Genomic DNA, 25,253 nt, shown 5'->3' with positions numbered 1-25,253 from the left:
TAATTTTTAGCACAGGAGAGGTAGCAATGATCAGAATTACTGAACTAAGTAAAGTTTTTCAAGGCCCCAATGGACCGGTACAAGCCCTGAAAAATATTAACCTGTCTGTATCCAAAGGGGAAATCGCCGGCATCATCGGTTACAGCGGTGCCGGAAAAAGTACACTCATCCGCTGTGTCAACCTGCTGGAAACTCCGACTTCAGGTACCATTGTCGTCGATGGACAGGAGATTACCAGCTTGCGGGGTGAACAGCTGCGCCAGGCCCGGCGCAAAATGGGCATGATTTTTCAGCATTTTAACTTACTTTCTTCTCGTACCGTGCGGGAAAATATCGCCTTCCCCCTGGAAATCGCCGGTGTACCCCGGGCGGAAATCAAAAAGCGCGTCGATGAATTGCTGGAGCTGGTTGGCTTGACCGATCGGGCCGACAACTATCCGGCCCAGCTCAGTGGAGGCCAAAAACAGCGGGTTGGCATCGCCAGGGCTCTGGCCAGCAATCCCAGTGTCCTGTTATGCGATGAGGCAACCTCAGCCTTAGACCCTGCCACCACCCGGTCTATCCTGCAATTATTGCTGGATATCAATCAGCGGCTGGGACTGACCATTTTACTTATCACCCATGAAATGGATGTGATCAAAGAAATCTGTGATACCGTCTATGTCATGGAAGCTGGAGAAATTATCGAATCCGGCCCGGTACTGGATGTGTTTGCCCACCCCACCCGGGAGACCACCAGAGCCTTTATCGAAAGCCTGTATCAGCTGGACCTGCCATCAGACTTCTACCGGCAGATTGTCCACCGGCCCGGTTTTCACCGCCTGGTTCGGCTTGTCTTTACCGGCGTCAATGCCGCTGAACCGATAGTGGCCACCCTGGGGCAAAAATTCGCTGTAACAGTAAATATCATGGCCGGCAATATCGACTATATCAAGGGACAACCCCTGGGCATCCTGACTCTGGACATCAGCGGTGACTCCCTAGAAGTGGAAAAGGCCCTTAGCTACTTACACACAACCGGGCTAAAGGTGGAGGTGCTGGAATATGAGTTCTAATGAATTGCAACTGCTCTGGGTAGGCCTGGGGGAAACCCTGTATATGACCGGCATCGCTCTGGTACTATCCTATATCTTTGGTTTGCCCTTGGGAGTAATCCTGGTAACAACTGAAAAAGGACACATCTGGGAAAGCCCTCTCCTCAACCGGACTCTGGGAGCTATCGTCAATGCCACCCGCTCCATCCCTTTTATTATCCTGCTGGTGGCAGTTATCCCTCTGACCCGGTTACTGGTGGGAACATCTATTGGCACTACTGCTGCCACAGTGCCCCTGGTCATTGGTGCTGTTCCTTTTGTCGGCCGGATGGTCGAAACATCTCTCAAAGAAGTGGACCGCGGCCTGGTGGAAGCAGCTTTAGCCATGGGAGCAACCCCGCTCCAGATAATTTTTAAAGTCCTGTTGCCAGAATCCATCCCTTCACTGATTCTGGGTGCCACCATTACAGCCATTACCCTCATCGGTTATTCAGCCATGGCTGGTTTTGTCGGCGGCGGCGGTCTGGGAGACCTGGCGGTCAAATACGGATATTATCGCTATAAGACCGAGATCATGCTGGCCACCATCGCGGTGCTGGTTATTCTGGTCCAAGTCATTCAAAGTTTTGGCAACTATCTTGCCAAGCTATACAATAAAAAACATAAATAAGGAGGTAACAAAAATGTTCAAACGCAAAGCTCTGACTCTCATCACCGGTCTGGCCCTGCTGGCAGGATTAATCAGCGGCTGTGGCAGCCAGCAGGAAAAGGCAGCTGAACAACCCGCTGCCAAAGAAACAGTAGTACTTAAAGTAGGTGCCACCCCCGTTCCCCACAAGGAAATTCTGGAAGCAGCCAAGCCGCTGCTGGAGAAAAAAGGCATCAAGCTGGAAATTGTGGAGTTTACTGACTACATCTTGCCTAACAAAGCCCTGGCTAATGGTGAATTGGATGCCAATTACTTCCAGCACGTCCCCTATCTGGAGGACTTCAGTAAGGAAAACAAGCTGGATCTGACTTATACCGTCAAAGTTCACTTCGAGCCGATGGGTATCTACCCCGGTAAAGTCAAAGACCTGGCTCAACTGCCGGAAAAGGCCAAAATCGCAGTGCCCAATGACCCCACCAATGAAGCCCGGGCTCTGCTCCTGCTGGAAAAGGCCGGTCTGATCAAAGTCAAGCCCGGAGTAGGCTTAAAGGCCACCAAACAGGACATTATCGAAAACCCCAAACAGCTGGAAATCCAGGAACTGGATGCCGCCCAGATTCCCCGTTCCCTGCCTGATGTGGATCTGGCAGTCATCAATGGTAACTATGCTGTCGAGGCCGGTTTGAACGCCGGTAAGGATGCCCTGGTTTCTGAAGACAAAAACAGTGAGGCTGCCCAAACCTTTGGCAATATTATCGCTGTTCGTAAAGGGGACGAGAACAAGGAAGCTATCAAGGCTCTGGGTGAAGTCCTGCTCAGCCCGGAAATCAAGAAATTCATTGAAGAGAAGTATCAGGGAGCAGTTCTGCCCCTGTAAAGGAAAAGAGGTCCCAAATCCGGGACCTCTCTCTCATTTTAAACCCCGCGAACCCGGTTTGACTGCCGGTTCCCCGGCCTGGCAAAGGGGACAGACTTCCGGTTCCCAGGCCACTGCTGCCACAGTTAGTGCCTTGTAGAGGGGTACGCCAAAATCAGCCCTGCCGTTACTGCGGTCCACCAGAACGGCTACCCCTACCACTTCTCCTCCTGCCGCTTTGACCACATCAATAACCTCTTGAACAGAACCGCCGGTGGTGATAACATCTTCTACCACCAGCACCCGTTCTCCCGGCCTGATGCTGAAATTGCGGCGCAACCGCATTTTCCCCTCTTCCCGTTCCGTGAACAGAGCCCGTTTGCCCAGCTGCCGTCCGATTTCATAAGCTACGATCACTCCACCCATAGCCGGTCCTACTACCACATCTATTTCCGGTTCTTCCCCCAGTTGTTCCACCAGACTGGCACAGATCATGCGGGTATATTCAGGGTATTGTAAAACCTGGGCGCATTGCAGGTAGCGGTCACTGTGTTTTCCTGAGGTCAGCAAAAAATGTCCCTGCAGTAAAGCACCACATTTCTCGAAAATGGCAATCACATCAGCCTGACTTAACATCTCATCTACCTCCCTCTGCTAGAGCCTCAGCCATTTCCTCTGCCACCCGGCGTGCTGCCTCGCGAGGATCAGCACTGCCGGTAATCGGCCGTCCTACCACCAGATAATGGGCCCCTGCCCGCAGAGCCTGGGCCGGGGTCATGATGCGCTGCTGGTCCCCTGCTGCCGCCCAAAGAGGACGGATGCCGGGGATAACAGTAACGAACTCAGGGCCACAGGCTTGCTGTATTAAAGGCAGTTCCCGGGAAGAAGCTACCACGCCATCCAGGCCGCATTGCCTGGCCAGGCGGGCCCAGGCCTGGACGCGCTGGCCGATTTCCTCTTTTTGCCCCAGAGTGGCTTCCCATTCGCTCTGGCTAAAACTGGTCAGGACGGTAACCGCCAGCAACAGTGGCCGCTTGCCTGCTACTGCACCGGCCTGAGCCCCGGCCAGAGCTGCTTTCAGCATGATTGGTCCCCCGGCGGCATGGACATTGAACATCTCCACCCCATAGCTGGTCAGAACCCGGCTGGCCTGTTCCACAGTATTGGGAATATCATGCAGTTTCAGGTCGAGAAAGACTCTGAGGTTATTCTGGCGAAACCAGCTGAGCAACTCAGGGCCACAGCTATAATAAAGCTGCATCCCCACTTTGTACATACCTACATAGTCGGCAGTGAGGCTGACCAGGCGCTGGGCTTCCGCCAGTGTATCTACATCCAGGGCCAGAATCAGTTTTTCCACGGCCATTATTCCTCCTTCCTGTGGGCGGCCCCGATGAGTTCACCCAAATCCCTGACCCCTTCCCGGCGGCAGAACTCCTCGATTTCCGCCAGGATCCGCCAGGGAGCCCGGGGGTCCACCAGGGTAGCAGTACCGATGCTGACCGCACTGGCACCGGCCAGGAAAAATTCGATGGCATCCTCCCCGCTCATAATACCTCCGCCACCGAGCAGAGGCATTTCCGGTAAAGCCTGATGAACCTGCCAGACGCAGCGCAAAGCCACCGGCTTGATGGCCGGTCCGGCCAGACCCCCAAAAATATTGGCCAGTACCGGCCGTCGGCGCCGGATATCAATGGCCATTCCCTGCAAGGTATTGATCAGGGAAAGGGCATCAGCCCCTGCTTCAGCAGCAGCCCGGGCTAGAGCCACGATGTCCGTTACATTGGGGGTAAGTTTGATTATCACCGGTTTGGTGGTATGGGCTTTAACCGTTCTGGTTACCTCGGCCAGGGCTTCAGCCTGGGTGCCGAACATAATGCCCCCTTGTTTGACATTGGGACAACTGACATTGACTTCAATAGCCGCAATCACCGCTTCTCCCTCCAGGCGGGCAGCCAGCTCCCCGTACTCCTCTACTGTATTGCCGGAAATATTGGCTAAAAAAGAGCATTGAAAAGCAGTGAGCCGAGGCAGGACATCCCGGCACAATCCTTCTACCCCCGGGTTTTCCAGTCCGATAGCGTTGAGAACCCCGGCCGGTGTTTCTGCCAGACGGGGAGTTGGATTGCCTGCTCTGGGAGTAAGGGTAGTGCCTTTCAGGATTACTCCCCCCAGCTGGTTCAAATCTCCGAAAGGAGTGAGTTCCAGCCCGAAGCCGCAGGTACCGGAAGCTGTCAGTACCGGATTGGCCAGCTGCAAAGCCCCCAGGCTGGTAGTGAGGTTGGGCTCAGTCATTCAGCACCACCTCCTCGATGGCAAAGACCGGCCCTTCCTTGCAGACCTTTTTGCCACCACAGTCACAGCCCAGGCAGATGCCAATGCCACAGGCCATAGTCTCTTCCAGGGAAACCTGTCCGGCCAGACCATATTGCCGGGCTAGTTTAACTACCGCTTTAAGCATGGGCAAAGGACCACAGGCATAGAGATAGTCCGGCCTTTCCCGTTCTAGATAAACTGCCAACTCCTCGGTAACCAGGCCCTGCCGACCGACGGAACCATCTTCAGTGCTAATATGTACCGGAATGCCCAGAGCAGCGATGGGTTCCACCCCTACCAGATGGGCCTCGCTTCTGGCGCCGGTGAAAAAGCGGCTTTCCAGCTCAAACTGGGCCAGCACCTGGGCAATGGGCAGCAATGGAGCATTGCCAATACCTCCTCCCACCAGCACTGCCTTGTTAACCTCAGGAGGCAGACGAAAGCCCCGGCCTAACGGGCCCAGCAGGCTTAGAGTTTCCCCGGGTCTACGCTGCCATAACCAGCTTGTCCCCTTGCCCCGCAGCTGGTAGAGCAGCTGGATCTGCCCATCATCGGCGAGGATATTATGCAAGCTCAAGGGCCGGCGCAGCAGGGGATCCAGACTCCCCTGCTCCCGGCAAGCTACCATGACAAATTGTCCCGGTTTGGCATACATGGCGATTTCCGGTACTTCTATGGTTAAAAGACTGTAATAATCATTGAGATGGCGGTGTTCCAGGATTTTCCCGTTATATACTCCGGTCCCGGCCACTGGACTGACCTCCTTTCCTTAATACCACTGTCTTTCTCCTCGGCCCAGGCGCGGGTAATCCTGCAGGGCGACCAGTTGCCATTTCTGGCCCCGGGTAAGGTCAGCCAGCACTTTTAGCATCTCCCGGGCCGTATCCAGAGAAGTGGCACAGGGGACGCCATATTCGGCTGCTGCCCGGCGAATCTGGAAGCCATCCCGCTGGGGCACCTTGCCTCTGGTCATGGTATTGATTACCAGCTGGATTTTATCCTCCCGCAGGTAGTCCAGAATATGGGGGCTGCCTTCCCGGATTTTGTTGACCTTTTCTACCGGCAATCCAGCTTGTTGTAAGTATCGCCAGGTACCACCCGTAGCCAGCAATTTATACCCCAGATCCAGGAATGAGCGGGCCAGCTCCAGGGCTTCTTCCTTGTCCTTATCGGCAATTGTGAGCAGGACCGTGCCTTCCCGGGGAAGCTGCCAGCCTGCTGCCCGCAGGGCTTTGTAAAAGGCCATGGTATATTCATGGTCAACCCCCAGCACTTCCCCGGTGGACTTCATTTCCGGTCCCAGGGATGTTTCCACCTGGGTCAGTTTACCAAAGGAGAAAACCGGGGCCTTGACGGCATGAAAATCCCTGGCCGGTACCAGTCCGGTCCGGTAGCCCAGGTCGGCCAGTTTTTCTCCCAGGGCTACCCGGGTAGCCAGTTCCACCATTGGTACATCCGTTACCTTGCTCAGATAGGGCACCGTCCGGCTGGAACGGGGGTTAACCTCAATTACATACACTGTCTCTCCATCCAGGACAAACTGAATGTTTAATAAACCTTTCACTTCCAGATGGCGGGCCAGGCGGATGGTATAATCCTCAATGCGCCGAATGACTTCCGGTCCCAGATGCAGGGCAGGATAAACGGCAATGGAGTCACCGCTGTGTACCCCTGCCCGCTCGATATGTTCCATAATGCCGGGGATTACCACCGTTTCCCCGTCACTGATGGCATCCACCTCTACTTCCTTGCCCACCACATATTTATCCACCAGCACCGGGTGTTCCGGGTTGACTTCCACTGCCCATTCCATATAGGTCAGCAGCTCTTCCTGGTTGTAGACTATTTCCATTGCCCTGCCCCCCAGGACATAACTGGGACGCACCAGTACCGGATAACCGATTTCCTCAGCGGCCCTGACGGCAGCATCAACGGAGAAGACTGTGCGGCCCGGGGGCCGGGGAATGTCCAGGTCTTCCAGAACCTGATCGAACTTCTTCCGGTCTTCGGCCCGGTCAATGTTTTCCACCGTCGTTCCCAGGATTTTCACCCCTGCCCGGGCCAGGGGAGCGGCCAGGTTAATGGCTGTCTGCCCGCCAAACTGCACCAGCACGCCCAGGGGCTTTTCCTTTTCCAGCACATTGAGGACATCCTCTACCGTCAGGGGTTCAAAGTAGAGGGCGTCTCCAGTATCAAAATCGGTTGAAACCGTTTCCGGGTTGTTATTGATAATCACCGCCTCATATCCCGCTTTTTGCAAAGCCCAGACGGCATGTACGGAACAATAGTCAAACTCAATCCCCTGGCCGATACGGATAGGGCCAGAGCCAAGCACCGCCACTTTCGGCCGCGGGCTGCTCTCTACTTCATCTTCCTGGTCATAAGTGGAGTAATAATAGGGAGTTTCCGCCTCAAATTCCGCCGCACAGGTGTCCACCATTTTATAAACAGGGGCTACTTCCAGCAGTTTGCGCAAATCCCGCATCTTCTCCGGCTTTAGTCCCAGTAAGCGGGCCAGCCGGAAATCGCTGAACCCCCAGGCTTTAGCCTGTTGCAAGAGCCGGGCCAGACTGTCATCCAGAGGCTTGCCCCGCCAGGCGCTGATAGCAAATTCGAAATTGACAATATTGCGGATTTTGCGCAGGAACCAGCGGTCTATCTGGCTGCGCTGATGGAGCTCATCCACTTCCACCCCGCGGCGGATGAGCTCGGCTATAGCAAATAGCCGCTCATCATCGGGATTTTCTACTTTATGCCAGAGAGTGGCATCTGCTGCTGCCGCCAGCCGGGGGTGATAGAGGCCATCCAGCCCGATTTCGAGAGAGCGCACCGCTTTTTGCAGGGCCCCTTCAAAAGTACGGTCTATGGCCATCACCTCGCCGGTAGCCTTCATCTGAGTGCCCAGATGACGGTCTGCTGTGGTGAATTTATCAAAAGGCCAGCGGGGAATCTTGATCACACAATAATCCAGGGCGGGTTCAAAGGCGGCTTTGGTTTTACCCGTTACCGCATTGGGAATTTCCGCCAGAGTCAATCCTACCGCAATTTTGGCTGCCACCTTGGCGATGGGATAGCCGGTAGCCTTGGAGGCCAGAGCGGAAGAACGGCTGACCCGGGGATTTACCTCAATCACCACATAACGGAAACTATGGGGGTCCAGAGCAAACTGGACATTACAGCCTCCCTCAATACCCAGGGCCCGGATGATTTTCAAGGACGCAGACCGCAGCATCTGGTATTCCTTGTCACTGAGGGTCTGAGAGGGAGCCACCACTATGCTGTCCCCGGTGTGAATACCCACAGGGTCGATATTCTCCATATTACAGATGGTGATACAGTTATCGGCACTATCCCGCATCACCTCATATTCTATTTCTTTCCAGCCTGCCACACTCTGTTCCACCAGCACCTGGCCGATAGGACTCAGCTTCAGGCCCCGGCGGACAATTTCCTCCAGCTGTTCCCAGTTATGCGCAATCCCGCCACCGGTGCCGCCCAAAGTGTAAGCAGGCCGGATGATGAGGGGAAAACCAATCTTTTCGGCAAAGGCCCGGGCCTCTTCCCATTGCTCCACAATTTCACTGGCCGGAACCGGTTCCCCCAGCTCAGCCATCAAACTGCGGAATAATTCCCGGTCTTCCGCTTTTTCAATGGCCGCCAGGGGCGTTCCCAGCAATTCCACGCCCAGTTCCTCCAGCACCCCGGACTGGGCCAGACTGCGGGCCAGATTCAGCCCCACCTGTCCTCCCAGGGTAGGAAGCAGTCCTTGGGGCCGTTCCTTGCGCAATACTGCCTCCACAAACTCTGGAGTCAATGGCTCCAGATAGACCCGGTCGGCCATATTGCTATCTGTCATAATGGTGGCCGGGTTGGAGTTAATCAGTACCACCTCATAGCCTTCTTCCTTCAAGGCCCGGCAGGCCTGGGTGCCGGCATAGTCAAACTCCGCCGCCTGGCCGATGATGATGGGGCCGGAGCCAATCACCATGATTTTCTTGATATCTTTCCGTTTCGGCATCTTATCCCCTCCCCACCAGAGTCAAGAACTGTTCAAAAAGATAGAGGTTATCCCGCGGTCCTGGCGAAGCCTCCGGGTGATATTGCACACTGAAGGCCGGATATCGCAGGTGCCTGATCCCTTCCACTGTATCATCATTGAGGTTTTTCATGGTCACCCGCAGAGGTAAGCCAGCCAGGGAATCCTCTGCTACGGCATAGCCATGATTCTGGGACGTGATGTAAACCCGACCTGTTTCCAGATCCTGTACCGGGTGGTTAGCACCCCGATGGCCAAATTTCAGCTTGTAGGTTCTGGCCCCGCAGGCCAGGGCCAGAATCTGATGGCCCAGACAGATGCCGAAGAGGGGGACTTTCCCCAGCAATTCCTGTACGGTTTTGATCACATAAGGTACCCGTTCCGGATCGCCGGGACCATTGGAAATCAGCACCCCGTCCGGCTGATAGGCCAGGATGGTTTCCGCACCGGTACGGGCCGGCACTACTGTAATGCGGCAATCCCCCACTTCCCGCAAGGAGCGGATGATATTGCCTTTGGCTCCACAGTCAATAACCACGATATGCGGTCCTGCGCCTCCTTCCACCTGATAAGGCGCGGCACAGGTAACTGTAGGTACCGGCTCCTCCATGGAAAGGGTAGGAGCCTGTCGCACTGTCTGCAACCATTCTTCCAGTGGCGCCTTGCTGGTGGTAATCAAGCCCCGCATGGTGCCTTTCTGCCTTAGCATCCGGGTCAGGGCCCGGGTATCGATACCTTGCAGGGCTACAATCCCCCGTTCGGCCAGGAAGCGGTGCAAACTGGACTGGCTGCGCCAGTTACTGGGTTCATCACAGAGGTCGTGGACCACAAAGCCCCGGACAAAGGACTGTTTATGCTCAAAATCCTCGGCATTGATGCCATAATTACCCTGCAGGGGATAGGTCATAACTACAATTTCACCACAATAGGAGGCATCAGTCAAAATCTCCTGGTAACCGGTCATAGAAGTGTTGAACACCACTTCCCCGGTTTTCTCCCCCGGTGCGCCAAAAGCTTTGCCCTGAAATACCGCGCCATTTTCCAGTATCAAAAAGCCGTCCATGCTCCAGCTCCTTCCCTTGCTGAATTAGACCAAAAGTTTGCGCTCCTGCATGACCAGTTTGCCTCCGACAATAGTGGTAACCGGCCAGCCAGTCAGAGTCCAGCCCAGAAAAGGGGTATTCTTGCCTTTGCTGACCAGGCTTTCGTCAGTTACCGTCTCTACCCGTCGCGGGTCAAAGAGCACCAGGTCAGCCGCAGCTCCTTCCACCAGCCGCCCTCCCTCAATGCCCAGCAGGCGGGCCGGATTGACCGCCATTTTTTCTACCAGCTGGGCCGGGGTCAGGATGCCCTTTCCAACCAGCTCCTGCCAGCAGAGGGCCAGCGCCGTTTCCAGCCCCACCAGGCCAAAGGGAGCCAGATCATATTCCTGTTCCTTTTCTTCCCTGGTGTGGGGGGCGTGGTCAGTAGCGATAATATCTATAATCCCCTCGGCCAAAGCTTGTTTTAAAGCAGTCAGATCCTCTTCCCCCCTGAGGGGCGGATTGACTTTGGTACTGGTATCATAACCAGCTACCGCCGCTGCTGTTAAAGTCAGATGATGGGGAGTTACTTCCGCTGTTACCGGTATACCCCGGGCTTTGGCCCAGCGCAACAGCTCCACACTGCCAGCAGTGGAGAGATGGCAGAGATGGACAGGACACCCGGTCTCCCGGGCCAGCATTATCTCTCTGGCCACCATGATTTCCTCCGCCGCTGCCGGAATCCCCTTGAGCCCCAGGCGGGTAGACCAGTAACCTTCATGCATCACCCCACCCCGGGCCAGGGTCGGTTCCTCACAGTGGGAAAGAACGGGCCTGCCTACCATTTTAGCATACTCCAAAGCCCGCCGCATCACCGCCGCAGAAGGCACCGGCCGTCCATCATCGGAAAAGGCTACTGCTCCAGCAGCCGCCAGGTCGGCCATTTCTGTGATCTCCTCTCCGGCCTGCTCTTTGGTGATACAGGCAACGGGATAAACCCGTACCACCCCTTCCCGTTCCGCTTTGGCCCGCAGCCCTTCCACCAGAATGGCCCGGTCCACCGGGGGGCTGGTATTGGGCATGGTGGCTACAGCGGTAAAGCCACCGCGCGCCGCTGCCCGGGTTCCGCTGGCTATGGTCTCTTTGGCCTCCTGTCCCGGTTCCCGGAGATGGACATGGACATCAATCAAGCCGGGAAAGGCCAGTAATCCCCCGGCAGCCAGTACCGGCACCCCTTCCAGGTGAAGTTCCGGGCCAATGGCAGCTATTTTCCCCTCCTTAATCAGGATATCCCCTTTGCCGCTATAACTACCCGCCGGGTTAACTATTTCCGCTCCTTTAATGAGCAGCATCTGAATGCACCCCCTTGAGCAAATACAGAACCGCCATGCGGACAGCCACCCCATTGGTTACCTGTTCCTCAATGGCCGCCCAGGGCCCTTCCGCCACCTCCGGACTGATTTCCACGCCCCGGTTCATCGGACCAGGATGCAAAACCAGCACATCCGGCCGGGCCAGGGCCAGTCGCTCCCGGTTGATACCATAGAGACAGGCATATTCCCTGAGGCTGGGGAACAAGCCGGCCTGTTGCCTTTCCCGCTGGATGCGCAGGACATTGATGACATCCGTCCCGGGCAGAGCATCTTCCAGGCTATGATAGACTTCTACCCCCAGTTTTTCGATCTCCCGGGGCAACAGAGTGGCCGGCCCTACCACCCGCACTCTGGCTCCCATTTTGGTCAAGCCCCAGATATTGCTGCGGGCCACCCGGCTGTGCAGGATATCCCCCACAATGGTCACTGTCAGTCCGGCGATAGTTCCTTTCCGCTGCTTGATTGTGAACATATCCAGCAGGGCCTGGGTGGGATGTTCATGGGTACCATCTCCCCCATTAATAACCGAACACTTCACCCAGCTAGCCAGCTGAGCCGCCGAGCCAGCGGCACTGTGCCGCAAAACCACAATATCCGTACCCAGAGCCTCGATGGTCCGCACCGTGTCCTTGAGGGATTCCCCCTTGGTCACACTGCTGGTACTGGTAGCAATATTGACAGTATCCGCACTCAAATACTTGGCCGCCAGTTCAAAGGAAGTACGGGTGCGGGTACTGGGTTCATAAAACAGAGTCAGTACCACCGTCCCCCGCAGGGTTGGCACCTTTTTGATCGGGCGTAGAACGATATCCTTCATGGCGTCAGCGGTATCAAGAATCAGGTCGATTTCTTCCCTGCTCAGGTCCTCCAGACCCAGCAGGTCCTTGCGTTGCCAGGCCATAGTCCATCCTCCTTTCCGATTATACAAAAAACGCCCTCCCCCGGCAGGCCGGAGAAGGGCAGCAGCAAGCGCGCCTGTTTTGCCCTCCTTGCCAGCCTCACGGGACTGCCTTAAAGGAGTATTTCCTAATGCAGGCGTTTTGTTTCCTCTACAGTATCAGGTTCTAAGGTCAGAACCGCATCATCTTCTACTTTATCCTGGGGCAGAATCAGGTTGAGGATAATCCCCGCCAGGGTAGCATAGCTGACCCCATGGTCCTTCAGCCCTACCCCGAGGATGAGGATGATGGAGACAATAATCAGGTTGCGGGTACTGGACAGGTCGGTTTTAGCTTCAATCATGGTGCGGATACCAGCAGCAGCGATCATCCCGAAAAGCAGGATGACAATTCCACCCATCACCGGCACCGGAATGGTGCTGATCAGCACCCGTACCGGGTTGAAAAAGCTCAACAGGATGGCAATACCGGCTGCACACCAGATAACAAAGGAGCTGAACACCCGGGTAATGGCCAGTACCCCGATATTTTCCCCGTAAGTAGTGCTGGGCGGGCCACCGAACAGTGAGGCAATGGAGGTAGCCAGACCGTTCCCCAGCAAGACCCGGTCAAAACCAGGGTCCTTGATCAGATCCCGTTCTGTCACATTGCCAATTACCAGCACATGGCCCAGGTCCTCGATAATGGTAACCAGGGCTATAGGTGCAATGGCCCAGATTGCCGCCATCTTGAAACCGGGCAGAACAAACTGGGGCAGATGAAAATAACCCAGCAATGTATCAGGATTGAGCGACTGGACAAAGGGAGCAAAGTCCACCAGTTTCATGTTCTCACCGATAGTGGTGGGTTCCACCATGTTCCAAACGATAGCGAAGATATAGCCAGAGATAATGCCGAGCAGAATAGGGATTACTTTCATAAAACCGCGGCCGAAGATGCTGAAAATGATAGCCATGACACAGGTAAAGATGGCTGTCGGCCAGTGCAAGGAGGCCATGTTGTTGACAGCTACACCTGCCAGGCTTAAACCGATAATCATTACTACCGGACCCACCACCACACTGGGTACCAGCCGGTGGATGAATTCCGTACCGAAGGCACGGATCAAAAAGAACATCAGAACATAAACCAGACCGGCCACAAAAGCCCCACCCATAGCGCCAGGTAAGTCTTTCGCCCCTGTTACCCAGGCTGCCAGAGGAGCAATAAAGGCAAAGGAACTGCCAAGATAGGCAGGAACTTTGCCGCCGGTAAAGAGGTGAAAGATGATAGTCCCTACCCCGGAAGTAAAGAGGGCTACTGCTGGATCCAGACCGGTCAGGAAAGGCACCAGCACCGTCGCCCCGAACATGGCGAAAACATGCTGCAGGGCCAGGACCAGGGCCTGTCCTATTGGCGGTCTTTCGTGGACATCAAAGCGTTTCTTCATGTATGAGTCCTCCTCTTCTGATATGTAAAATAAAAGCCTTCCGGCCTGAAAGGGCAGGAAGGCAGACTAACCCGACATTAACGGTTAGTATATCCACCCTTGCCGGCCTCACAGGACCAGTTTTAAAGGGCTACTCCACTATTTCCTGTAAAACTACTTTATCTTCCCCGTCAATTTCCTGCAGATATACGGAAATGACCTCTTTGCGGGAGGTGGGAACATTCTTGCCGACGAAATCAGCCCGGATGGGAAGCTCCCGATGTCCCCGGTCCACCAGCACTGCCAGCTGAATAAAGCGGGGCCGGCCCAGATCAATGATGGCATCCAGCGCAGCCCGGGCCGTTCGACCGGTAAATAGGACATCATCCACCAGGATAATTTTTTTTCCTTCTACCTGAAAGGGTACCTGGGTTTTATGTACCACCGGCTGCTGGGCCAGGGTGGTCAGGTCGTCCCGGTAAAGGGTGATATCCAGCAATCCAACCGGCAAAGCTACTCCCTCGAATTCAGCAATTTTGGCTGCTAACCGTTCGGCCAGCGGCACACCCCGCCTGCGAATGCCAATCAGGGCCAGGTTTTCCACCCCTTTGTTTCTTTCCACTATTTCATGGGCAATGCGGGTAAGAGCGCGGCGGATGCTTTCCGGATCCATGAGCTGGGTCTTTTCCCTGAGTTCCACGAGGATTCCCTCCTCTCCAGCAAAAATGCCTGCTTGCCCAGTTCAGCAAGCAGGCACAGTTTACCCAGTACCAGAAAAGCTTATGTACTGTTAAACAGCTCCTTGCTAGCCTCCCGGGCTAACTTAAAGGATTTACTGTTAATAGTTTACCAGAACATTGTTTGTTTGGCAAGAACAACTTTGGGGTAAATGTACATTTTCCCCGGTCAATCTGTCCACCTTATACTTTGATGAAGGAGGTCGAGAACATGAATCAGCGTCGTCGTCGCGTTCATCAGCCTTTTATCGCCATTACCCGCCATCCTTACGAAGGAGATGCTCTGATCCAGGCTCTGGAACTGTTGCCCCACACCCAGCTCTTCCGCCCTGGGGATACAGTGGTAGTAGTACCTAATCTGGTTAAAAACCAGCCTCCAGCCAGTGGCACCATCACCGCCGGCACTCTACAGCGCTTGCTCCTGTATCTGCAGGATTTTCAACCTGCCCGCCTGGTAGTGGCGGCCGGTTCGGGCGGTGACCCTACTCCTCTGGTTTTGCAACAACAGGGATTTCTCAATGTCATTCAGGAAACTGGTGGGGAATTTGTTGATTTAAACTATGGGCCCTATCTAGAATTAAAATTGAACCATCCCCTTTTACCCGTTCTGCAGGTTAACCGCCTGATGGCAGAGGCAGATGTCATCATCAGCCTGGCCCAAATCAAGGTTCACCAGGAGGCCACCGTCACCCTCGGCTTCAAGAACATCGCCCTCAGCTGGCCTCCGGCCGAATTGCACGGCCCAGGTTGAAGCTGAGCGCCTTTTCAGCCAGGCCGCCTATGGTTATGAAATCACCCTTGATGCGGCAGGCATCAAACCGCCCCATGTGAGGTGAGATCATTATGGACATAGCGCCCTCCTACCGGCAACTGCACGCCAGCGGCCAGCTGGCAGAGCGGGCCGAAAAGGCCTGGGCTGCCCTGGCCAGCTGCCATCTCTGTCCCCGCCACTGCGGGGTCAATCGACTGGAAGGCCAGAAAGGCTACTGCCGTTCCGGCGCCCGGGCCCTGGTCGCCTCCTATTCCCCCCATTTTGGCGAGGAAGAGGTACTGGTCGGCCAGGGCGGCTCCGGCACCATTTTTTTCAGTAACTGCAATTTGCGTTGTATTTTCTGCCAGAATTGTGACATCAGTCAAGCGGATGCGGGTGAAGAAGTCTCAAGTTCTGAGCTGGCGGAAATCATGCTTTATCTCCAAAAACAGGGTTGTGTCAATATCAATTTCGTTTCCCCGTCCCATTTCGTCGCTCCCATCCTGGAAGCAGTGGAGCTGGCCGCGGCCCGGGGCCTGACTATCCCGCTGGTTTACAACAGCGGCGGTTATGATGAGGTCAGCGCCCTCAGGCTGCTGGCAGGGGTAGTGGACATCTACCTGCCTGACCTGAAATTTGTCTCCCCCGCTGTCTCCCGGCGCCTGGCCGATGCCAAGGATTATTTCGCCGTTGCCCGTAAGGCCATCAAGGAGATGCACCGGCAGGTTGGCGACCTGGAGGTGGATGGGCAGGGCCTAGCCCGCCGGGGTCTCATCGTTCGCCACCTGGTACTGCCCGAGGATCTGGCCGGTACCAGGGCAGTGGTGGAATTCCTGGCTCAGGAAATCTCCCCCCATACTGCCATCAATATCATGGGACAATATTATCCTGCTTTTCAGGCCAGGCAGGAACCGGCCCTGCGCCGGCGCATCACCGGCACCGAACTGGCCCAGGCCCGCCAGTGGGCACTGGATTTGGGGTTATGTTTAATTGATTAAAAAAGAAAAAAGGCTGTGCAAACAGCCTTTTGCGGGAAAACACTTCCCTTGACAACATGTTTCCAAAGCGCATAATTATAATAACATAGTTCAAGAAAAATTTCAAGGTAGAAGAGGAAGGAAATGGCTGAAGTTGATTCAAACATAAAATAGTTTTAATTGAATTTGATATAAATCCCTGCAGGAGTTATGTTTATTGTCAAGGGAATTCCTGTTTTCAATATCGATAGCAACATGCTAGTCAATAACAGTATCAGAAGTATTTTCCCTTTAATATTTGTTTCTTTGCGCTTTGGAAACATCCTTTCACCCCCTCCCCAGGGAGATGATGCCATTTCCTTCCTCAAAAAAATTATAGCATACTCCAAATAAACACTCAAACATTTGTTTGTTATTATTTTATGACTTATTTTTTCTCAACTAACTCCTCCACCGCCTGTCTGCCTGCCACCCCGTTGGCCGCTACCCAGTAGTTGTACTTACCCTGTACCCAGTAATAATGTTCCTGACCCATACCCTCTACCCGAATCACCTGCTGGCCTTTGATTTTCAGCTCCTGCCGGCCGGTAAAGACCTGACTGGCCGGCATCTTTTCATCCATTTGCTGGAACAGTTTCAGCGCCTCTTCCTCGTTATTGGATACTGATAACCACAGCATAATCTCACTGTCCCCGCTCTGGTAGATGGCAATATAGCCCTCGGCCAGTTGCAGAGGTTTACCGTGCATCATGGCAATCTGCTGGATGGCCGGCGGCCCCGATACCAGTTTTACCCGGGGCAGCCACGCCAGTTGCGGTGGCACCAGCTCCGCCTGTTGTGACTCAGCGCTCTGGCCCGGCAGCCGCCAGATGATGGCTATGGCAGCCAGCAGGGCTAAAGCGATGGATAAAATTTTCCAGTGCTTTTTCATTCTTCTCCCCCTTTTCTTAGCTCCCGGGCCAGCCGGCAGCCGGTAGGAGTGGCCGCCAGACCGCCTAAAGCTGTTTCCTTGAGGCTAGCCGGCAGGGCCTGTCCTACCTGGTACATAGCCGAAATCACTTCATCGACCGGGATAACGCTCTTAACCCCAGCCAGAGCCAGGTCGATGGCCACCAGGGCGTTGGCAGCACCGGCAGCATTGCGTTTGATACAGGGCACCTCCACCAGCCCGGCCACCGGATCGCAGACCAGTCCTAGAATATTTTTCAGGGCGATGGCACAGGCGTGAGCAGCCTGGGCCGGTGTACCCCCGGCCATTTCCACCACTGCCGCTGCCGCCATGGCTGAAGCACTGCCGCATTCAGCCTGGCAGCCTCCAGCTGCTCCCGATACGCCTGCTACTTTGGCAATCACCATCCCGATCCCGGCAGCGGTGAAAAGGGCTGCCACCTGTTCCTCTTCCGAAGCCTGCAATACCTCCGCTGCTGTTAACAGCACTCCAGGCAGTATGCCGCAGGAACCCGCTGTCGGAGCAGCCACGATCCTGCCCATCGCCGCATTCACCTCTGCGATAGCCAGGGCCTTCAGGATGGCTCCGTCCAGTACCGGTCCACCCAGCAGGCGCCCTGCCGCCAGCGCCCTTTGCACCTTGCCCGCATCCCGCCCGCTCAGGCCGCTGACGGAGATATTATCCCCGCTCAGGCCTTTAGCCAGCGATTCCCGCATCACCTGCAGCCTGTGTTGCATCTCCTGCCATAGCTCCTCCTGGTCGCGCCCCAGTGCCTGAGCCTGATCGGTGAGAATCACCTGCCACAGTTTCTGGCCTGTCCGTTCCGCTGCTTCCACCAGCTCCTGTACTTTTAAATAGCTTAACATCTTATTTCCCTTCCTTTATAGTGGCTTAACGACAATTACATCCTGAATATTGGCTATCCCCTTGATTTGGCTAGCCAGGGATTCCGGACAGTTCTGGTCAGTTTCAATGATCATAATCGCCTCTGCTCCCCGCTGTTCCCGGGTCACTTTCATCTGGGCAATGTTAATTCCGCTTTCAGCCAGCAGGCCGCTGACCGCTGCAATCAGACCGGGACGGTCCCGGTGGGGAATGATGAGGGTATGGAACTGACCGGAAAAATCCACCGGGAAGCCCAGCAGATTGACCACCCGGATGTTGCCCCCGCCGATGGAGGAAGCGACCAGATCCACCACCTTACCGCTTTGTCCCCGCACTACCACCTTGACGGTATTGGGGTGCACATCCCCCAGATCGGTTTTGTGGAAGGCCAGCTTGATTTTTGCCTCTTCTGCAAGCTCCAGGGACTGGCGAATTCGCTCATCGGCAGTGTCAAAGCCCAGCAGGCCGCCCACCAGGGCCCGGTCGGTGCCATGGCCCAGATAGGTTTCGGCAAAGGAGCCGTGCAGGTAAAAATCCGCCTTAACGGGCGGTTCGCCCAGAACAATCCCGGCCAGGCGGCCAATCCGGGCCGCTCCGGCGGTATGAGAACTGGAAGGCCCGATCATGACCGGGCCCAGTATATCGAAAATGTTCATCCTTGTTCCTCCTTCAGGGAAATCTTACACTTGTAGTTTACTGTAGAGAGAAGACGGAGGCAAGAAAAAAGGCCAGGAAACCCTGGCTATTAATCAGCGTTCAGCACTGAGGCTCTCTTTTCCGGCCAGCAAATGGCCCAGATAGCCCCTGGCCGGCTCCGTCAACTCTATCTATACCAGTGCTGATGTAATTAAACTTACTACCTTAGCCTTATCCGGCAGCGAACCGGCATGGACCACCTTCTCATTGATCACCAGTCCAGGAGTGGCCATCACCCCGTAGGCCATAATCTGCGGCCAGTCCTGTACCTTGCTCACTTCCGCCTCTACTCCCAGCTCAGCAATAGCTTCCTTGACCAGGGCCTCCAGTTTGACGCAGTTAGCACAACCGGAACCCAACACTTTAATCGACAGCATTCCTTTCACCTCCTCCCTCTACCATAGCCAGTTAAAGAGATAACCCACCAGCAAAATCCCGCTGCCCACAATTGCCACAAATAGCGCGATCAATCTGGGCTTCAGCACTTGTTTCAGGATAATCATCTCCGGCAAACTGAGGGCAGTTACTGCCATCATAAAAGCCAGTACCGTCCCTAAAGCCATCCCTTTTTCCAGGAAAACGCTAACCAGGGGAATAATCCCGGCGGCATTGGAATAGAGGGGAATCCCGACCAGCACCGCCAGCGGCACCGCATACCAGTGGCCGGGCCCGGCATAGCGCAGGAGAAAGTCCTGAGGTACATACCCGTGCATCCAGGCTCCGATGGCAATAGCCACCAGAATATAAAGCCAGACTTTGCGAATAATGTCTTTGACATACCCCAGCGCATACTGGTGCCTTTCCTGCCGGCTCATTTCCTTTATTTCCTGCTGCCCGACCCGAATCTGATAAACATAATCCTGCACCCAGCTTTCCAGGCCCAGCTTGCCGATAACTATCCCACTGACGATAGCGACCGTCAAACCTGCCGCCAGGTAAGTAAAAGCGATTTTCCAGCCAAACAGACCGAAGAGCAAAGCCAGTGCCACCTCATTCACCATGGGGGAAGCAATCAGGAATGAAAAAGTAACCCCCAGGGGAACCCCGGCTTCAACAAAGCCAATAAACATGGGTACTGCTGAACAGGAGCAAAAGGGAGTGACAATTCCCAGCAAAGCAGCCAGGATGTTGCCGCCAAAGAGGCGACTACCGCTTAAATATTTTTTCGTCCTTTCCGGCGGGAAATAGGAACGCAAATAGGAGATCAGGTAGATAACCACCGCCAGTAAAACAAAAATTTTGACAGTATCATAGATAAAAAAATGCACTGCTTGCCCCAGCGCGCTATCGGCTTTTAGGCCCATTTGCTGAAAAACCAGCCAGTCAACGAAATTTTTCCACAAGTTCCTCACCTTCTTATAAGTATATTACAATATCATTATATCATTAAGAGATGAAAAAATCCAGAGACTATCCTCTGGATTTTTTAGCCCTGGACCTTGACATAAACCTTGCGCTCCCGTGGCCCATCGAATTCCGCCAGATAAATTCCCTGCCAGGTGCCCAGCTGTAAACGCCCTTCTTCAATGATTACCGTAACAGATGAGCCCAACAGGGATGCTTTGACATGAGCTGCCGAATTGCCTTCCCCGTGGCGGTAGTTAGCCCGCCAGGGTACCAGCTTGTCAAGGACCGTCAGCATATCTGTCACTACATCGGGGTCGGCATTTTCATTGATGGTCACCCCGGCGGTAGTATGGGGAACAAATACTACGCACAGCCCCGACTTCACCCCCCTCTGACTTACTACCTGCTGCACCCGGTCAGTTATATCCACCAGTTGATCCCGGGCCCCAGTCCTTACCCGTAGCACTTCCATTTTTACCCCTCCCTGTTATTTCAGTAATCCCGTCTCTTCCACTGGAATTGCTTCCACATCTTTCAGTTTTCGTTCAATGGTGCGGGATTTGCGCGCTGCGGTTTCTATAGAATTGCTGGCTTCCTGCAGTTTCTTCTGGGTTTTTTCCAGCAGATCCCCGAATTTGCCAAACTCCGTTTTCACCGCCCCCAGTAACTGCCATACCTCTGCGGAACGCTTCTCGATGGCCAGGGTGCGAAAGCCAAGTTGCAGGCTGTTAAGCAAGGCTGCCAGGGTAGTGGGGCCCGTTATTACCACCCGGTATTCCCGCAAGAGGCAATCATACAGGCCTGGCCGCCGCAGTACCTCGGCATATAGTCCTTCTACCGGCAGATAGAGCAGGGCAAAATCAGTGGTGCGGGGCGGGTCCAGATATTTGTCCCGGATCGCCTTGGCCTCCGCTTTTAGCCGTAATTCCAGCTGTTTGCCTGCTTCCTGGGCCAGAGCGGCCTCCCCCCGTTCCTGGGCCTCCAGCAGCCGCTGGTAATCCTCCAGAGGAAACTTGGCATCTATGGGCAGCCAGATAAATTGATTGTCCCTCTCTCTGCCCGGCAGCCGGATGGCAAATTCCACCCGTTCATTGCTGCCCGCTTTGGTCACGATATTTTCGGCATATTGCTCCCGGGTCAGAAGCTGTTCCAGCACCTGGGCCAGCTGGACTTCGCCCCAGATCCCCCTGGTCTTGACATTGGTCAGCACCCGCTTCAGATCCCCGACCCCTGCCGCCAGGGCCTGCATTTCCCCCAGACCTTTCTGTACCTGCTCTAACCGTTCGCTGACCAGCTGGAAAGATTGGCCCAGACGCCTTTCCAGAGTGGCATGCAGCTGTTCATCCACCGTCTGGCGGATTTTTTCCAGCTGGCGGTGATTATCCTCCTGCAGCAGCCGCAGGCGTCCCTCAACCCCTTCCCGCAAGCGGTCAGCCTGCTGGCTGAAACTGTGAAAGGCCTGGATTAATTCTTCCCGGTTACGGGCCAGTTCTTCCCGCATCAGCCGTTCCTGGCGTTCCCCCTCCCGGCGCTGGTCCTGCTGACGCCAGAGCAGAAAAATTATCAAAAAAAGGTTGGCAAGGGAGACAATCATGGATAATAATAAAAGAGAATCCGCCATTACTTTTTCTCCTCCTTCCCAAACATTTATTCGCTCTTTTCCGTAAAAATCCTGCTGCTGCAGAGAAAAGGAGGCTTTTTTCATGCAAGAATTTAAACCCCAGGCCAGTCCCCGCATTATCTGGGGCTGGGCCTTAATCCTGCTGATCGTGGTCAGTGCTGCTGCTCCAGCTTATCTCACCTATAAGCAGGGCGAGTGGACCCTGGCCACAGCCGTGCCTTTCGTCGGTCTAATTCTACTGGCACTTGGGCTGGTCGGTTATTTTCTCTATGCTGCCTATACCCTTGCCTATGAAGTGGATGAGAAACAGCTGGTCATCCGCTGGGCCAATCGTCGGCTCACCATTCCCCTCAAGGAAATTAAGAAAGTCGAACTGAGCCAGGAAGGCAAAACCTTTGCCCGTCTCTGGGGAGCCAGCTGGCCGGGGCTACACATCGGCACCTTTGCTCACCGCGGGGAAAAATATAATCTTCACGCTACCGCTAGAAAAAATGTGGTCCTGCTGTATACGAAAAAAGGCCAGTTCGGCCTTACCCCTGCCAACCGGGAAGAGTTTCTGGCTGTCCTCCAGCCCAAAGCAGGCAAAAGCGGCAAAGGAGGCAAAAAGTGATGTATCCCCTGCCCCACCGCCCCCCTTTTATCCTGCTGGACCAGTGGGAGATAGTGGAACCTGGATATAAAGCCCGGGGTCATAAACTGATTACGGCCTGTGAAGGCTGGCGGTACTGGTCTGGCCCTTTGCTCTGGGAAGCGCTGGGCCAGCTGGCGGCCCTGGCCCTGGGCCAGGCTACCATGTTAACAGGCATCGACACTGCTATTTTACACCGTCCGCTGCTAGCCGGGGAACAGCTGCACCTGGAGGCCGAAATCATCGCTTTTAAGCGCGGGTTTGGCAAAAGACAGGGCCGGGCTTGGGTGGAAGGGGAGCTGGTCGGAGAATTACAGGGAAGTTTTGTTAGTCTGGAAAGGGGGACGAAAGCATGAAAGTAGCACTGGTAACCGGAGCCAGTGGCACCATCGGTCGGGCCATCGCCCAGACCCTGGCCGCTGAGGGCTGGACGCTGGCTTTACATTATAACCGGGGCGAGGAAGCTGCCCGGGAATTGGCCCGCTCGCTGCAAACTCAGGGGCAGCGGGCCGAAATCTTTGCCGCTGATTTGCGGAACCAGGCAGCCATCCTGCAAATGGTACTGAATATCCGGGAACAGCTGGGACCCATCAACGCTCTCATCAACAATGCCGGGGTTGTCCGAGATGCCCTGCTGCACAAAATGGAGCTAGCCCAGTGGCAGGAGGTGCTGGATGTTCATCTCAACGCAGCTTATTTCCTTTGCCAGCAAGTACTGCCTGACATGATCTCCGGCAACTTCGGTCGCATTATCAATATCGCTTCCATAGTCGGCCAGCAGGGTCGCAGAGGTCAGGCCAACTATGCTGCCGCCAAGGCTGCCCTTTTCGCTCTTACCAAATCCCTGGCCTTAGAAACAGCTCAATACCAAATCAGTGTCAATGCTATTTGTCCCCCTTTTGTGCTCAGTGAAATGAGTCAGGCTGCCTATGAGCGTTATAAAGAAAGAATTCTATCCTCCATTCCCAGGGGTTTCCCCGGTCAGGGCCAGGATGTAGCCAACCTGACCGCCTTTCTCTGCCGGCCGGAGAACGGCTATATTACCGGACAGATTTTCAATGCCGATTGCCGCCCTACCACCTGGTAGGGTATAATTATTGTAAACCATACTTCAGAAACGAGTGAACAAATCATGAGTATAGACGTAGTTGTTACAGGCATGGGAGCTATTTCTCCCCTCGGCACCAATTTAACCCAGCTCTGGGCTGCTCTCCAGACTGGCCGCAGTGGTATATCTTACTTGACCCGCTTTGATCCCGAGCCCTTCCCCACCAAAGTGGCCGCCCAGATTGACCTCTGGCCACAAGTGCCGGCCGAGCTGGAGCTGCCTCAGTTCGGTCAACTGGCTCTGGTAGCAATGCAAGAGGCCCTGACAATGGCCGGCCTTAGCTCTGCTGACCTGACTAAAGGGGCGTTTCTGCTGGCTACCAGCCGGGGAGGGCTGGTGGAATGGGAACAGTTTACCTGGGCCTGGCTCCGGGGCGAGCCCTCCCCTGTCTCCAATCCCTGGCGCTGGTACCAGCCCCAGTTCACGGCAGTGAAGCTGGCCCAGCTGGCAGGCATCAAGGGCCCGGTCAAGACCTATATGGCTGCCTGCGCCTCCGGCACGCTGACCATCGGGGAAGCCTACTGGTTGGTCAAAAGCGGCCAGATACCAGTGGTTATCGTTGGCGGTGCCGAAGCTCCCCTGGTACCCTCTTTATTTGCCGGCACCTGTGCCGCCAGAGCCATGTCCAGCCGGCCCTGCCCCCCGTCTGAGGCCTGCAGTCCCTTTGATGCCCGCCGGGATGGCTATGTCATGGGAGAAGGGGCCGCCTTTCTGGTCCTGGAGGCGGCCGAACATGCAAGGGCCCGGGGTGCCCGCCCCCTGGCCTTGCTCAGGGGTTTTGGCCAGACCTGTGATGCCTACCACCTGACCGCTCCCCGGCCGGATGGCTCCGCCCTGACCCGGGCCATCAGCCTGGCCCTGCAAGAAGGGGGCATTACGCCGGCGGAACTGGGCTATATCAATGCCCATGGCACTTCCACACCCCTGAATGATAAAATCGAGACCCTGGCTTTGAAACAGGCTTTAGGTTCGGCAGCCTACAAAACACCCGTTAGTTCCAGCAAAAGCATGACCGGCCATCTGTTAGGGGCTGCCGGAGCTGTGGAAGCGGTTATAACCATTTTAGCCTTGCGCCAGCAGTGGTTGCCTCCTACTATCAATCTTAAAGAACCTGACCCCGACTGCGATCTGGATTACATTCCCAACGTAGGACGCAAGGCTGAACTGGAATTTGCCCTCTCTCTTTCAGCCGGTTTCGGTGGACATAATGGTGTGGTTTTATTTGAAAAGACAGTATAACCCCGTCCATAGCGACGGGGTTTGCCAGTCTTTAAACCTTATTTCTCCGCCAGGGCAATAACATCGGCACCTCCTGCTGATAGCGGCGATATTCCTCACCAAACTCTGCTACCAGTTTCTGTTCTTCCAGCCTGATGCCCACCAGAATATAGAGAGTCATCACCCCTTTTGCTACTACCTCTGCCCAGGTAGAATCCATACTCCACAGGAAGACAATCGTTCCCAGGTAGATAGGATGGCGGACCCAGGCCAAAAGGCCCTGTTTTACGATCCTGGTATGGCGGGGCGCTGCCACTGTACCCGGCCTTTTAAAAGTCTGTGCCTGTTTAATCCCCAGAAACTCTTTTAAGTCATAGGTCAGAAAAGCGCCCAGCATCAGACCCAAAGCCAGCACTAACAGGCCGAACTGCAGCCAGCGCCAGCCACTAAAAGAATAAGCCAGAGGAGTAGAAACGGATTTAGTATAAAGATAAGGTGGAATAAAGGTCAGCAAAGAAAAGATGTTATATCCCAGACGGTAGAAGGCATAATATCTCCCTAACCTGGCTTGCATAATCTTCATCATCCACCGCGAAATAAGAAAACTGTGCAAAAACCCAAAAGCAGTCCAGAGAAGGATAATATTGACGTAAACCATTATCTCTCTCCTCTCTTTCGTAGTATCTTCATTTTACTTTTAAATTCACAAAAAATAAAGGCTGCCGAAATGGCAACCTCTTACC

28 protein-coding genes are annotated in these 25,253 nt (G+C 54.8%); 9 read left to right on the top strand and 19 right to left on the bottom strand.

Going from position 1 to position 25,253, the window contains the following annotated elements:
- Positions 1-26: 26 nt before the first annotated feature.
- The 3 genes from JDF658_RS04485 to JDF658_RS04475 are packed head-to-tail and all read left to right on the top strand — an operon-like array spanning position 27 to position 2,560.
- Positions 27-1,055 (top strand): methionine ABC transporter ATP-binding protein, encoded by a 1,029-nt coding sequence (locus tag JDF658_RS04485; RefSeq protein ID WP_079906604.1) that lies wholly within the window; start codon positions 27-29, stop codon positions 1,053-1,055.
- On the top strand, positions 1,045-1,704 hold the full coding sequence (locus tag JDF658_RS04480) for a methionine ABC transporter permease (protein ID WP_079906603.1): 660 nt from the start codon (positions 1,045-1,047) through the stop codon (positions 1,702-1,704). Before JDF658_RS04485 ends, JDF658_RS04480 begins: the two co-directional genes overlap by 11 nt.
- A gap of 13 nt (positions 1,705-1,717) precedes the next feature.
- A complete protein-coding gene (locus JDF658_RS04475; RefSeq protein WP_079906602.1) occupies positions 1,718-2,560 on the top strand; it encodes a MetQ/NlpA family ABC transporter substrate-binding protein in 843 nt (280 codons plus the stop codon).
- 33 nt (positions 2,561-2,593) lie between these two features.
- Here JDF658_RS04475 and pyrE read toward each other — a convergent pair whose 3' ends face one another.
- The 10 genes from pyrE to pyrR form a co-directional block, all read right to left on the bottom strand.
- Positions 2,594-3,175, bottom strand: a complete 582-nt coding sequence (gene pyrE / locus JDF658_RS04470) for an orotate phosphoribosyltransferase (RefSeq protein ID WP_078664856.1) — start codon at positions 3,173-3,175, stop codon at positions 2,594-2,596.
- Position 3,176: 1 nt separating this feature from the next.
- Positions 3,177-3,905 carry an orotidine-5'-phosphate decarboxylase gene (pyrF, locus tag JDF658_RS04465; RefSeq protein ID WP_079906601.1) on the bottom strand — a complete coding sequence of 243 codons (729 nt, stop codon included), beginning with the start codon at positions 3,903-3,905 and terminating at the stop codon, positions 3,177-3,179.
- Positions 3,905-4,834, bottom strand: a complete 930-nt coding sequence (locus tag JDF658_RS04460) for a dihydroorotate dehydrogenase (RefSeq protein ID WP_079906600.1) — start codon at positions 4,832-4,834, stop codon at positions 3,905-3,907. The genes pyrF and JDF658_RS04460 overlap by 1 nt, the downstream gene beginning before the upstream one ends.
- Positions 4,827-5,606, bottom strand: a complete 780-nt coding sequence (locus JDF658_RS04455; RefSeq protein ID WP_079906599.1) for a dihydroorotate dehydrogenase electron transfer subunit — start codon at positions 5,604-5,606, stop codon at positions 4,827-4,829. The genes JDF658_RS04460 and JDF658_RS04455 overlap by 8 nt, the downstream gene beginning before the upstream one ends.
- 18 nt (positions 5,607-5,624) lie before the next feature.
- Positions 5,625-8,873 (bottom strand): carbamoyl-phosphate synthase large subunit, encoded by a 3,249-nt coding sequence (gene carB, locus JDF658_RS04450; RefSeq protein ID WP_079906598.1) that lies wholly within the window; start codon positions 8,871-8,873, stop codon positions 5,625-5,627.
- 1 nt (position 8,874) lies between these two features.
- Positions 8,875-9,954 (bottom strand): glutamine-hydrolyzing carbamoyl-phosphate synthase small subunit, encoded by a 1,080-nt coding sequence (gene carA / locus JDF658_RS04445; protein ID WP_079906597.1) that lies wholly within the window; start codon positions 9,952-9,954, stop codon positions 8,875-8,877.
- 24 nt (positions 9,955-9,978) lie between these two features.
- On the bottom strand, positions 9,979-11,265 hold the full coding sequence (locus tag JDF658_RS04440) for a dihydroorotase (protein WP_079906596.1): 1,287 nt from the start codon (positions 11,263-11,265) through the stop codon (positions 9,979-9,981).
- Complete coding sequence (locus tag JDF658_RS04435; protein ID WP_078664863.1) at positions 11,252-12,187, bottom strand: aspartate carbamoyltransferase catalytic subunit; 936 nt, start codon at positions 12,185-12,187, stop codon at positions 11,252-11,254. Before JDF658_RS04435 ends, JDF658_RS04440 begins: the two co-directional genes overlap by 14 nt.
- Before the next feature lie 125 nt (positions 12,188-12,312).
- On the bottom strand, positions 12,313-13,614 hold the full coding sequence (locus JDF658_RS04430) for a uracil-xanthine permease family protein (protein WP_078664864.1): 1,302 nt from the start codon (positions 13,612-13,614) through the stop codon (positions 12,313-12,315).
- 130 nt (positions 13,615-13,744) lie between these two features.
- Complete coding sequence (gene pyrR / locus JDF658_RS04425; RefSeq protein ID WP_107753288.1) at positions 13,745-14,293, bottom strand: bifunctional pyr operon transcriptional regulator/uracil phosphoribosyltransferase PyrR; 549 nt, start codon at positions 14,291-14,293, stop codon at positions 13,745-13,747.
- Between the two features lie 248 nt (positions 14,294-14,541).
- On the opposite strand from pyrR, the gene JDF658_RS04420 reads away from it, so the two are divergent.
- On the top strand, positions 14,542-15,081 hold the full coding sequence (locus tag JDF658_RS04420) for a DUF362 domain-containing protein (protein WP_143311946.1): 540 nt from the start codon (positions 14,542-14,544) through the stop codon (positions 15,079-15,081).
- Here JDF658_RS04420 and JDF658_RS14385 read toward each other — a convergent pair.
- Positions 15,044-15,181: a hypothetical protein gene (locus tag JDF658_RS14385; RefSeq protein WP_159446558.1), complete on the bottom strand. Its 138-nt coding sequence runs from the start codon at positions 15,179-15,181 to the stop codon at positions 15,044-15,046. The two genes, JDF658_RS04420 and JDF658_RS14385, sit on opposite strands and share 38 nt — an antisense overlap.
- On the opposite strand from JDF658_RS14385, the gene JDF658_RS04415 reads away from it, so the two are divergent.
- A complete protein-coding gene (locus JDF658_RS04415; RefSeq protein ID WP_079906594.1) occupies positions 15,174-16,079 on the top strand; it encodes a radical SAM protein in 906 nt (301 codons plus the stop codon). The genes JDF658_RS14385 and JDF658_RS04415 overlap by 8 nt on opposite strands.
- A gap of 406 nt (positions 16,080-16,485) precedes the next feature.
- Here JDF658_RS04415 and JDF658_RS04410 read toward each other — a convergent pair whose 3' ends face one another.
- The 7 genes from JDF658_RS04410 to JDF658_RS04380 all read right to left on the bottom strand — a co-directional run bounded on the left by JDF658_RS04410 (position 16,486) and on the right by JDF658_RS04380 (position 21,556).
- Entirely contained in the window at positions 16,486-16,989 is a 504-nt protein-coding gene (locus JDF658_RS04410) for a hypothetical protein (RefSeq protein ID WP_078664867.1), read from the bottom strand.
- Positions 16,986-17,873, bottom strand: a complete 888-nt coding sequence (gene sdaAA / locus JDF658_RS04405; RefSeq protein WP_079906593.1) for an L-serine ammonia-lyase, iron-sulfur-dependent, subunit alpha — start codon at positions 17,871-17,873, stop codon at positions 16,986-16,988. Before sdaAA ends, JDF658_RS04410 begins: the two co-directional genes overlap by 4 nt.
- A 15-nt stretch (positions 17,874-17,888) precedes the next feature.
- Positions 17,889-18,548, bottom strand: coding sequence for an L-serine ammonia-lyase, iron-sulfur-dependent subunit beta (gene sdaAB, locus JDF658_RS04400; RefSeq protein WP_079906592.1), 660 nt, complete (start codon positions 18,546-18,548; stop codon positions 17,889-17,891).
- 171 nt (positions 18,549-18,719) lie between these two features.
- Positions 18,720-18,965 carry a thioredoxin family protein gene (locus JDF658_RS04395; RefSeq protein ID WP_079906591.1) on the bottom strand — a complete coding sequence of 82 codons (246 nt, stop codon included), beginning with the start codon at positions 18,963-18,965 and terminating at the stop codon, positions 18,720-18,722.
- A gap of 18 nt (positions 18,966-18,983) precedes the next feature.
- Positions 18,984-19,931 (bottom strand): permease, encoded by a 948-nt coding sequence (locus JDF658_RS04390; RefSeq protein ID WP_079906590.1) that lies wholly within the window; start codon positions 19,929-19,931, stop codon positions 18,984-18,986.
- Positions 19,932-20,014: 83 nt separating this feature from the next.
- Complete coding sequence (locus JDF658_RS04385; RefSeq protein WP_079906589.1) at positions 20,015-20,407, bottom strand: secondary thiamine-phosphate synthase enzyme YjbQ; 393 nt, start codon at positions 20,405-20,407, stop codon at positions 20,015-20,017.
- A 15-nt stretch (positions 20,408-20,422) separates the two neighbouring features.
- Positions 20,423-21,556 (bottom strand): DNA recombination protein RmuC, encoded by a 1,134-nt coding sequence (locus JDF658_RS04380; protein ID WP_079906660.1) that lies wholly within the window; start codon positions 21,554-21,556, stop codon positions 20,423-20,425.
- 82 nt (positions 21,557-21,638) lie between these two features.
- Here JDF658_RS04380 and JDF658_RS04375 point away from each other — a divergent pair, with 82 nt between their 5' ends.
- From JDF658_RS04375 to JDF658_RS04360, 4 genes are read left to right on the top strand one after another with little or no spacing between them, the layout of a single operon-like run.
- A complete protein-coding gene (locus JDF658_RS04375) occupies positions 21,639-22,166 on the top strand; it encodes a PH domain-containing protein (protein ID WP_079906588.1) in 528 nt (175 codons plus the stop codon).
- Complete coding sequence (locus JDF658_RS04370) at positions 22,163-22,540, top strand: hypothetical protein (RefSeq protein WP_143311856.1); 378 nt, start codon at positions 22,163-22,165, stop codon at positions 22,538-22,540. The genes JDF658_RS04375 and JDF658_RS04370 overlap by 4 nt, the downstream gene beginning before the upstream one ends.
- Positions 22,537-23,271, top strand: coding sequence for a 3-oxoacyl-ACP reductase FabG (gene fabG / locus JDF658_RS04365; RefSeq protein ID WP_079906587.1), 735 nt, complete (start codon positions 22,537-22,539; stop codon positions 23,269-23,271). The genes JDF658_RS04370 and fabG overlap by 4 nt, the downstream gene beginning before the upstream one ends.
- Before the next feature lie 45 nt (positions 23,272-23,316).
- Complete coding sequence (locus JDF658_RS04360) at positions 23,317-24,531, top strand: beta-ketoacyl synthase (RefSeq protein WP_079906586.1); 1,215 nt, start codon at positions 23,317-23,319, stop codon at positions 24,529-24,531.
- Between the two features lie 31 nt (positions 24,532-24,562).
- On the opposite strand, the gene JDF658_RS04355 is transcribed toward JDF658_RS04360, so the two are convergent.
- Entirely contained in the window at positions 24,563-25,168 is a 606-nt protein-coding gene (locus tag JDF658_RS04355; RefSeq protein ID WP_079906585.1) for an isoprenylcysteine carboxylmethyltransferase family protein, read from the bottom strand.
- Between the last annotated feature and the right edge of the window lie 85 nt (positions 25,169-25,253).

It is taken from the genome of Carboxydocella sp. JDF658 (assembly GCF_002049395.1).
In the GTDB taxonomy this organism is placed as follows: domain Bacteria; phylum Bacillota.
The sequence above is the reverse complement of the archived record's forward strand: the minus strand, read 5'-3'. Positions and strand labels throughout refer to the sequence as shown.

Excerpts from the sequence above, each read along its gene's own strand:
- JDF658_RS04460 (WP_079906600.1), bottom strand. The coding sequence starts at position 4,834 with ATGACTGAGCCCAACCTCACTACCAGCCTGGGGGCTTTGCAGCTGGCC.
- JDF658_RS04480 (WP_079906603.1), top strand. The coding sequence starts at position 1,045 with ATGAGTTCTAATGAATTGCAACTGCTCTGGGTAGGCCTGGGGGAAACC.
- JDF658_RS04360 (WP_079906586.1), top strand. The coding sequence starts at position 23,317 with ATGAGTATAGACGTAGTTGTTACAGGCATGGGAGCTATTTCTCCCCTC.
- JDF658_RS04385 (WP_079906589.1), bottom strand. The coding sequence starts at position 20,407 with ATGGAAGTGCTACGGGTAAGGACTGGGGCCCGGGATCAACTGGTGGAT.
- pyrF (WP_079906601.1), bottom strand. The coding sequence starts at position 3,905 with ATGGCCGTGGAAAAACTGATTCTGGCCCTGGATGTAGATACACTGGCG.
- JDF658_RS04440 (WP_079906596.1), bottom strand. The coding sequence starts at position 11,265 with ATGCTGCTCATTAAAGGAGCGGAAATAGTTAACCCGGCGGGTAGTTAT.
- JDF658_RS04415 (WP_079906594.1), top strand. The coding sequence starts at position 15,174 with ATGGACATAGCGCCCTCCTACCGGCAACTGCACGCCAGCGGCCAGCTG.
- JDF658_RS04355 (WP_079906585.1), bottom strand. The coding sequence starts at position 25,168 with ATGGTTTACGTCAATATTATCCTTCTCTGGACTGCTTTTGGGTTTTTG.
- pyrE (WP_078664856.1), bottom strand. The coding sequence starts at position 3,175 with ATGTTAAGTCAGGCTGATGTGATTGCCATTTTCGAGAAATGTGGTGCT.
- JDF658_RS04410 (WP_078664867.1), bottom strand. The coding sequence starts at position 16,989 with ATGAAAAAGCACTGGAAAATTTTATCCATCGCTTTAGCCCTGCTGGCT.
- JDF658_RS04420 (WP_143311946.1), top strand. The coding sequence starts at position 14,542 with ATGAATCAGCGTCGTCGTCGCGTTCATCAGCCTTTTATCGCCATTACC.
- sdaAA (WP_079906593.1), bottom strand. The coding sequence starts at position 17,873 with ATGTTAAGCTATTTAAAAGTACAGGAGCTGGTGGAAGCAGCGGAACGG.
- JDF658_RS04435 (WP_078664863.1), bottom strand. The coding sequence starts at position 12,187 with ATGGCCTGGCAACGCAAGGACCTGCTGGGTCTGGAGGACCTGAGCAGG.
- sdaAB (WP_079906592.1), bottom strand. The coding sequence starts at position 18,548 with ATGAACATTTTCGATATACTGGGCCCGGTCATGATCGGGCCTTCCAGT.
- JDF658_RS04375 (WP_079906588.1), top strand. The coding sequence starts at position 21,639 with ATGCAAGAATTTAAACCCCAGGCCAGTCCCCGCATTATCTGGGGCTGG.
- JDF658_RS04380 (WP_079906660.1), bottom strand. The coding sequence starts at position 21,556 with ATGGCGGATTCTCTTTTATTATTATCCATGATTGTCTCCCTTGCCAAC.
- carA (WP_079906597.1), bottom strand. The coding sequence starts at position 9,954 with ATGGACGGCTTTTTGATACTGGAAAATGGCGCGGTATTTCAGGGCAAA.
- JDF658_RS04475 (WP_079906602.1), top strand. The coding sequence starts at position 1,718 with ATGTTCAAACGCAAAGCTCTGACTCTCATCACCGGTCTGGCCCTGCTG.
- fabG (WP_079906587.1), top strand. The coding sequence starts at position 22,537 with ATGAAAGTAGCACTGGTAACCGGAGCCAGTGGCACCATCGGTCGGGCC.
- carB (WP_079906598.1), bottom strand. The coding sequence starts at position 8,873 with ATGCCGAAACGGAAAGATATCAAGAAAATCATGGTGATTGGCTCCGGC.
- JDF658_RS14385 (WP_159446558.1), bottom strand. The coding sequence starts at position 15,181 with ATGTCCATAATGATCTCACCTCACATGGGGCGGTTTGATGCCTGCCGC.
- JDF658_RS04485 (WP_079906604.1), top strand. The coding sequence starts at position 27 with ATGATCAGAATTACTGAACTAAGTAAAGTTTTTCAAGGCCCCAATGGA.
- JDF658_RS04430 (WP_078664864.1), bottom strand. The coding sequence starts at position 13,614 with ATGAAGAAACGCTTTGATGTCCACGAAAGACCGCCAATAGGACAGGCC.
- JDF658_RS04395 (WP_079906591.1), bottom strand. The coding sequence starts at position 18,965 with ATGCTGTCGATTAAAGTGTTGGGTTCCGGTTGTGCTAACTGCGTCAAA.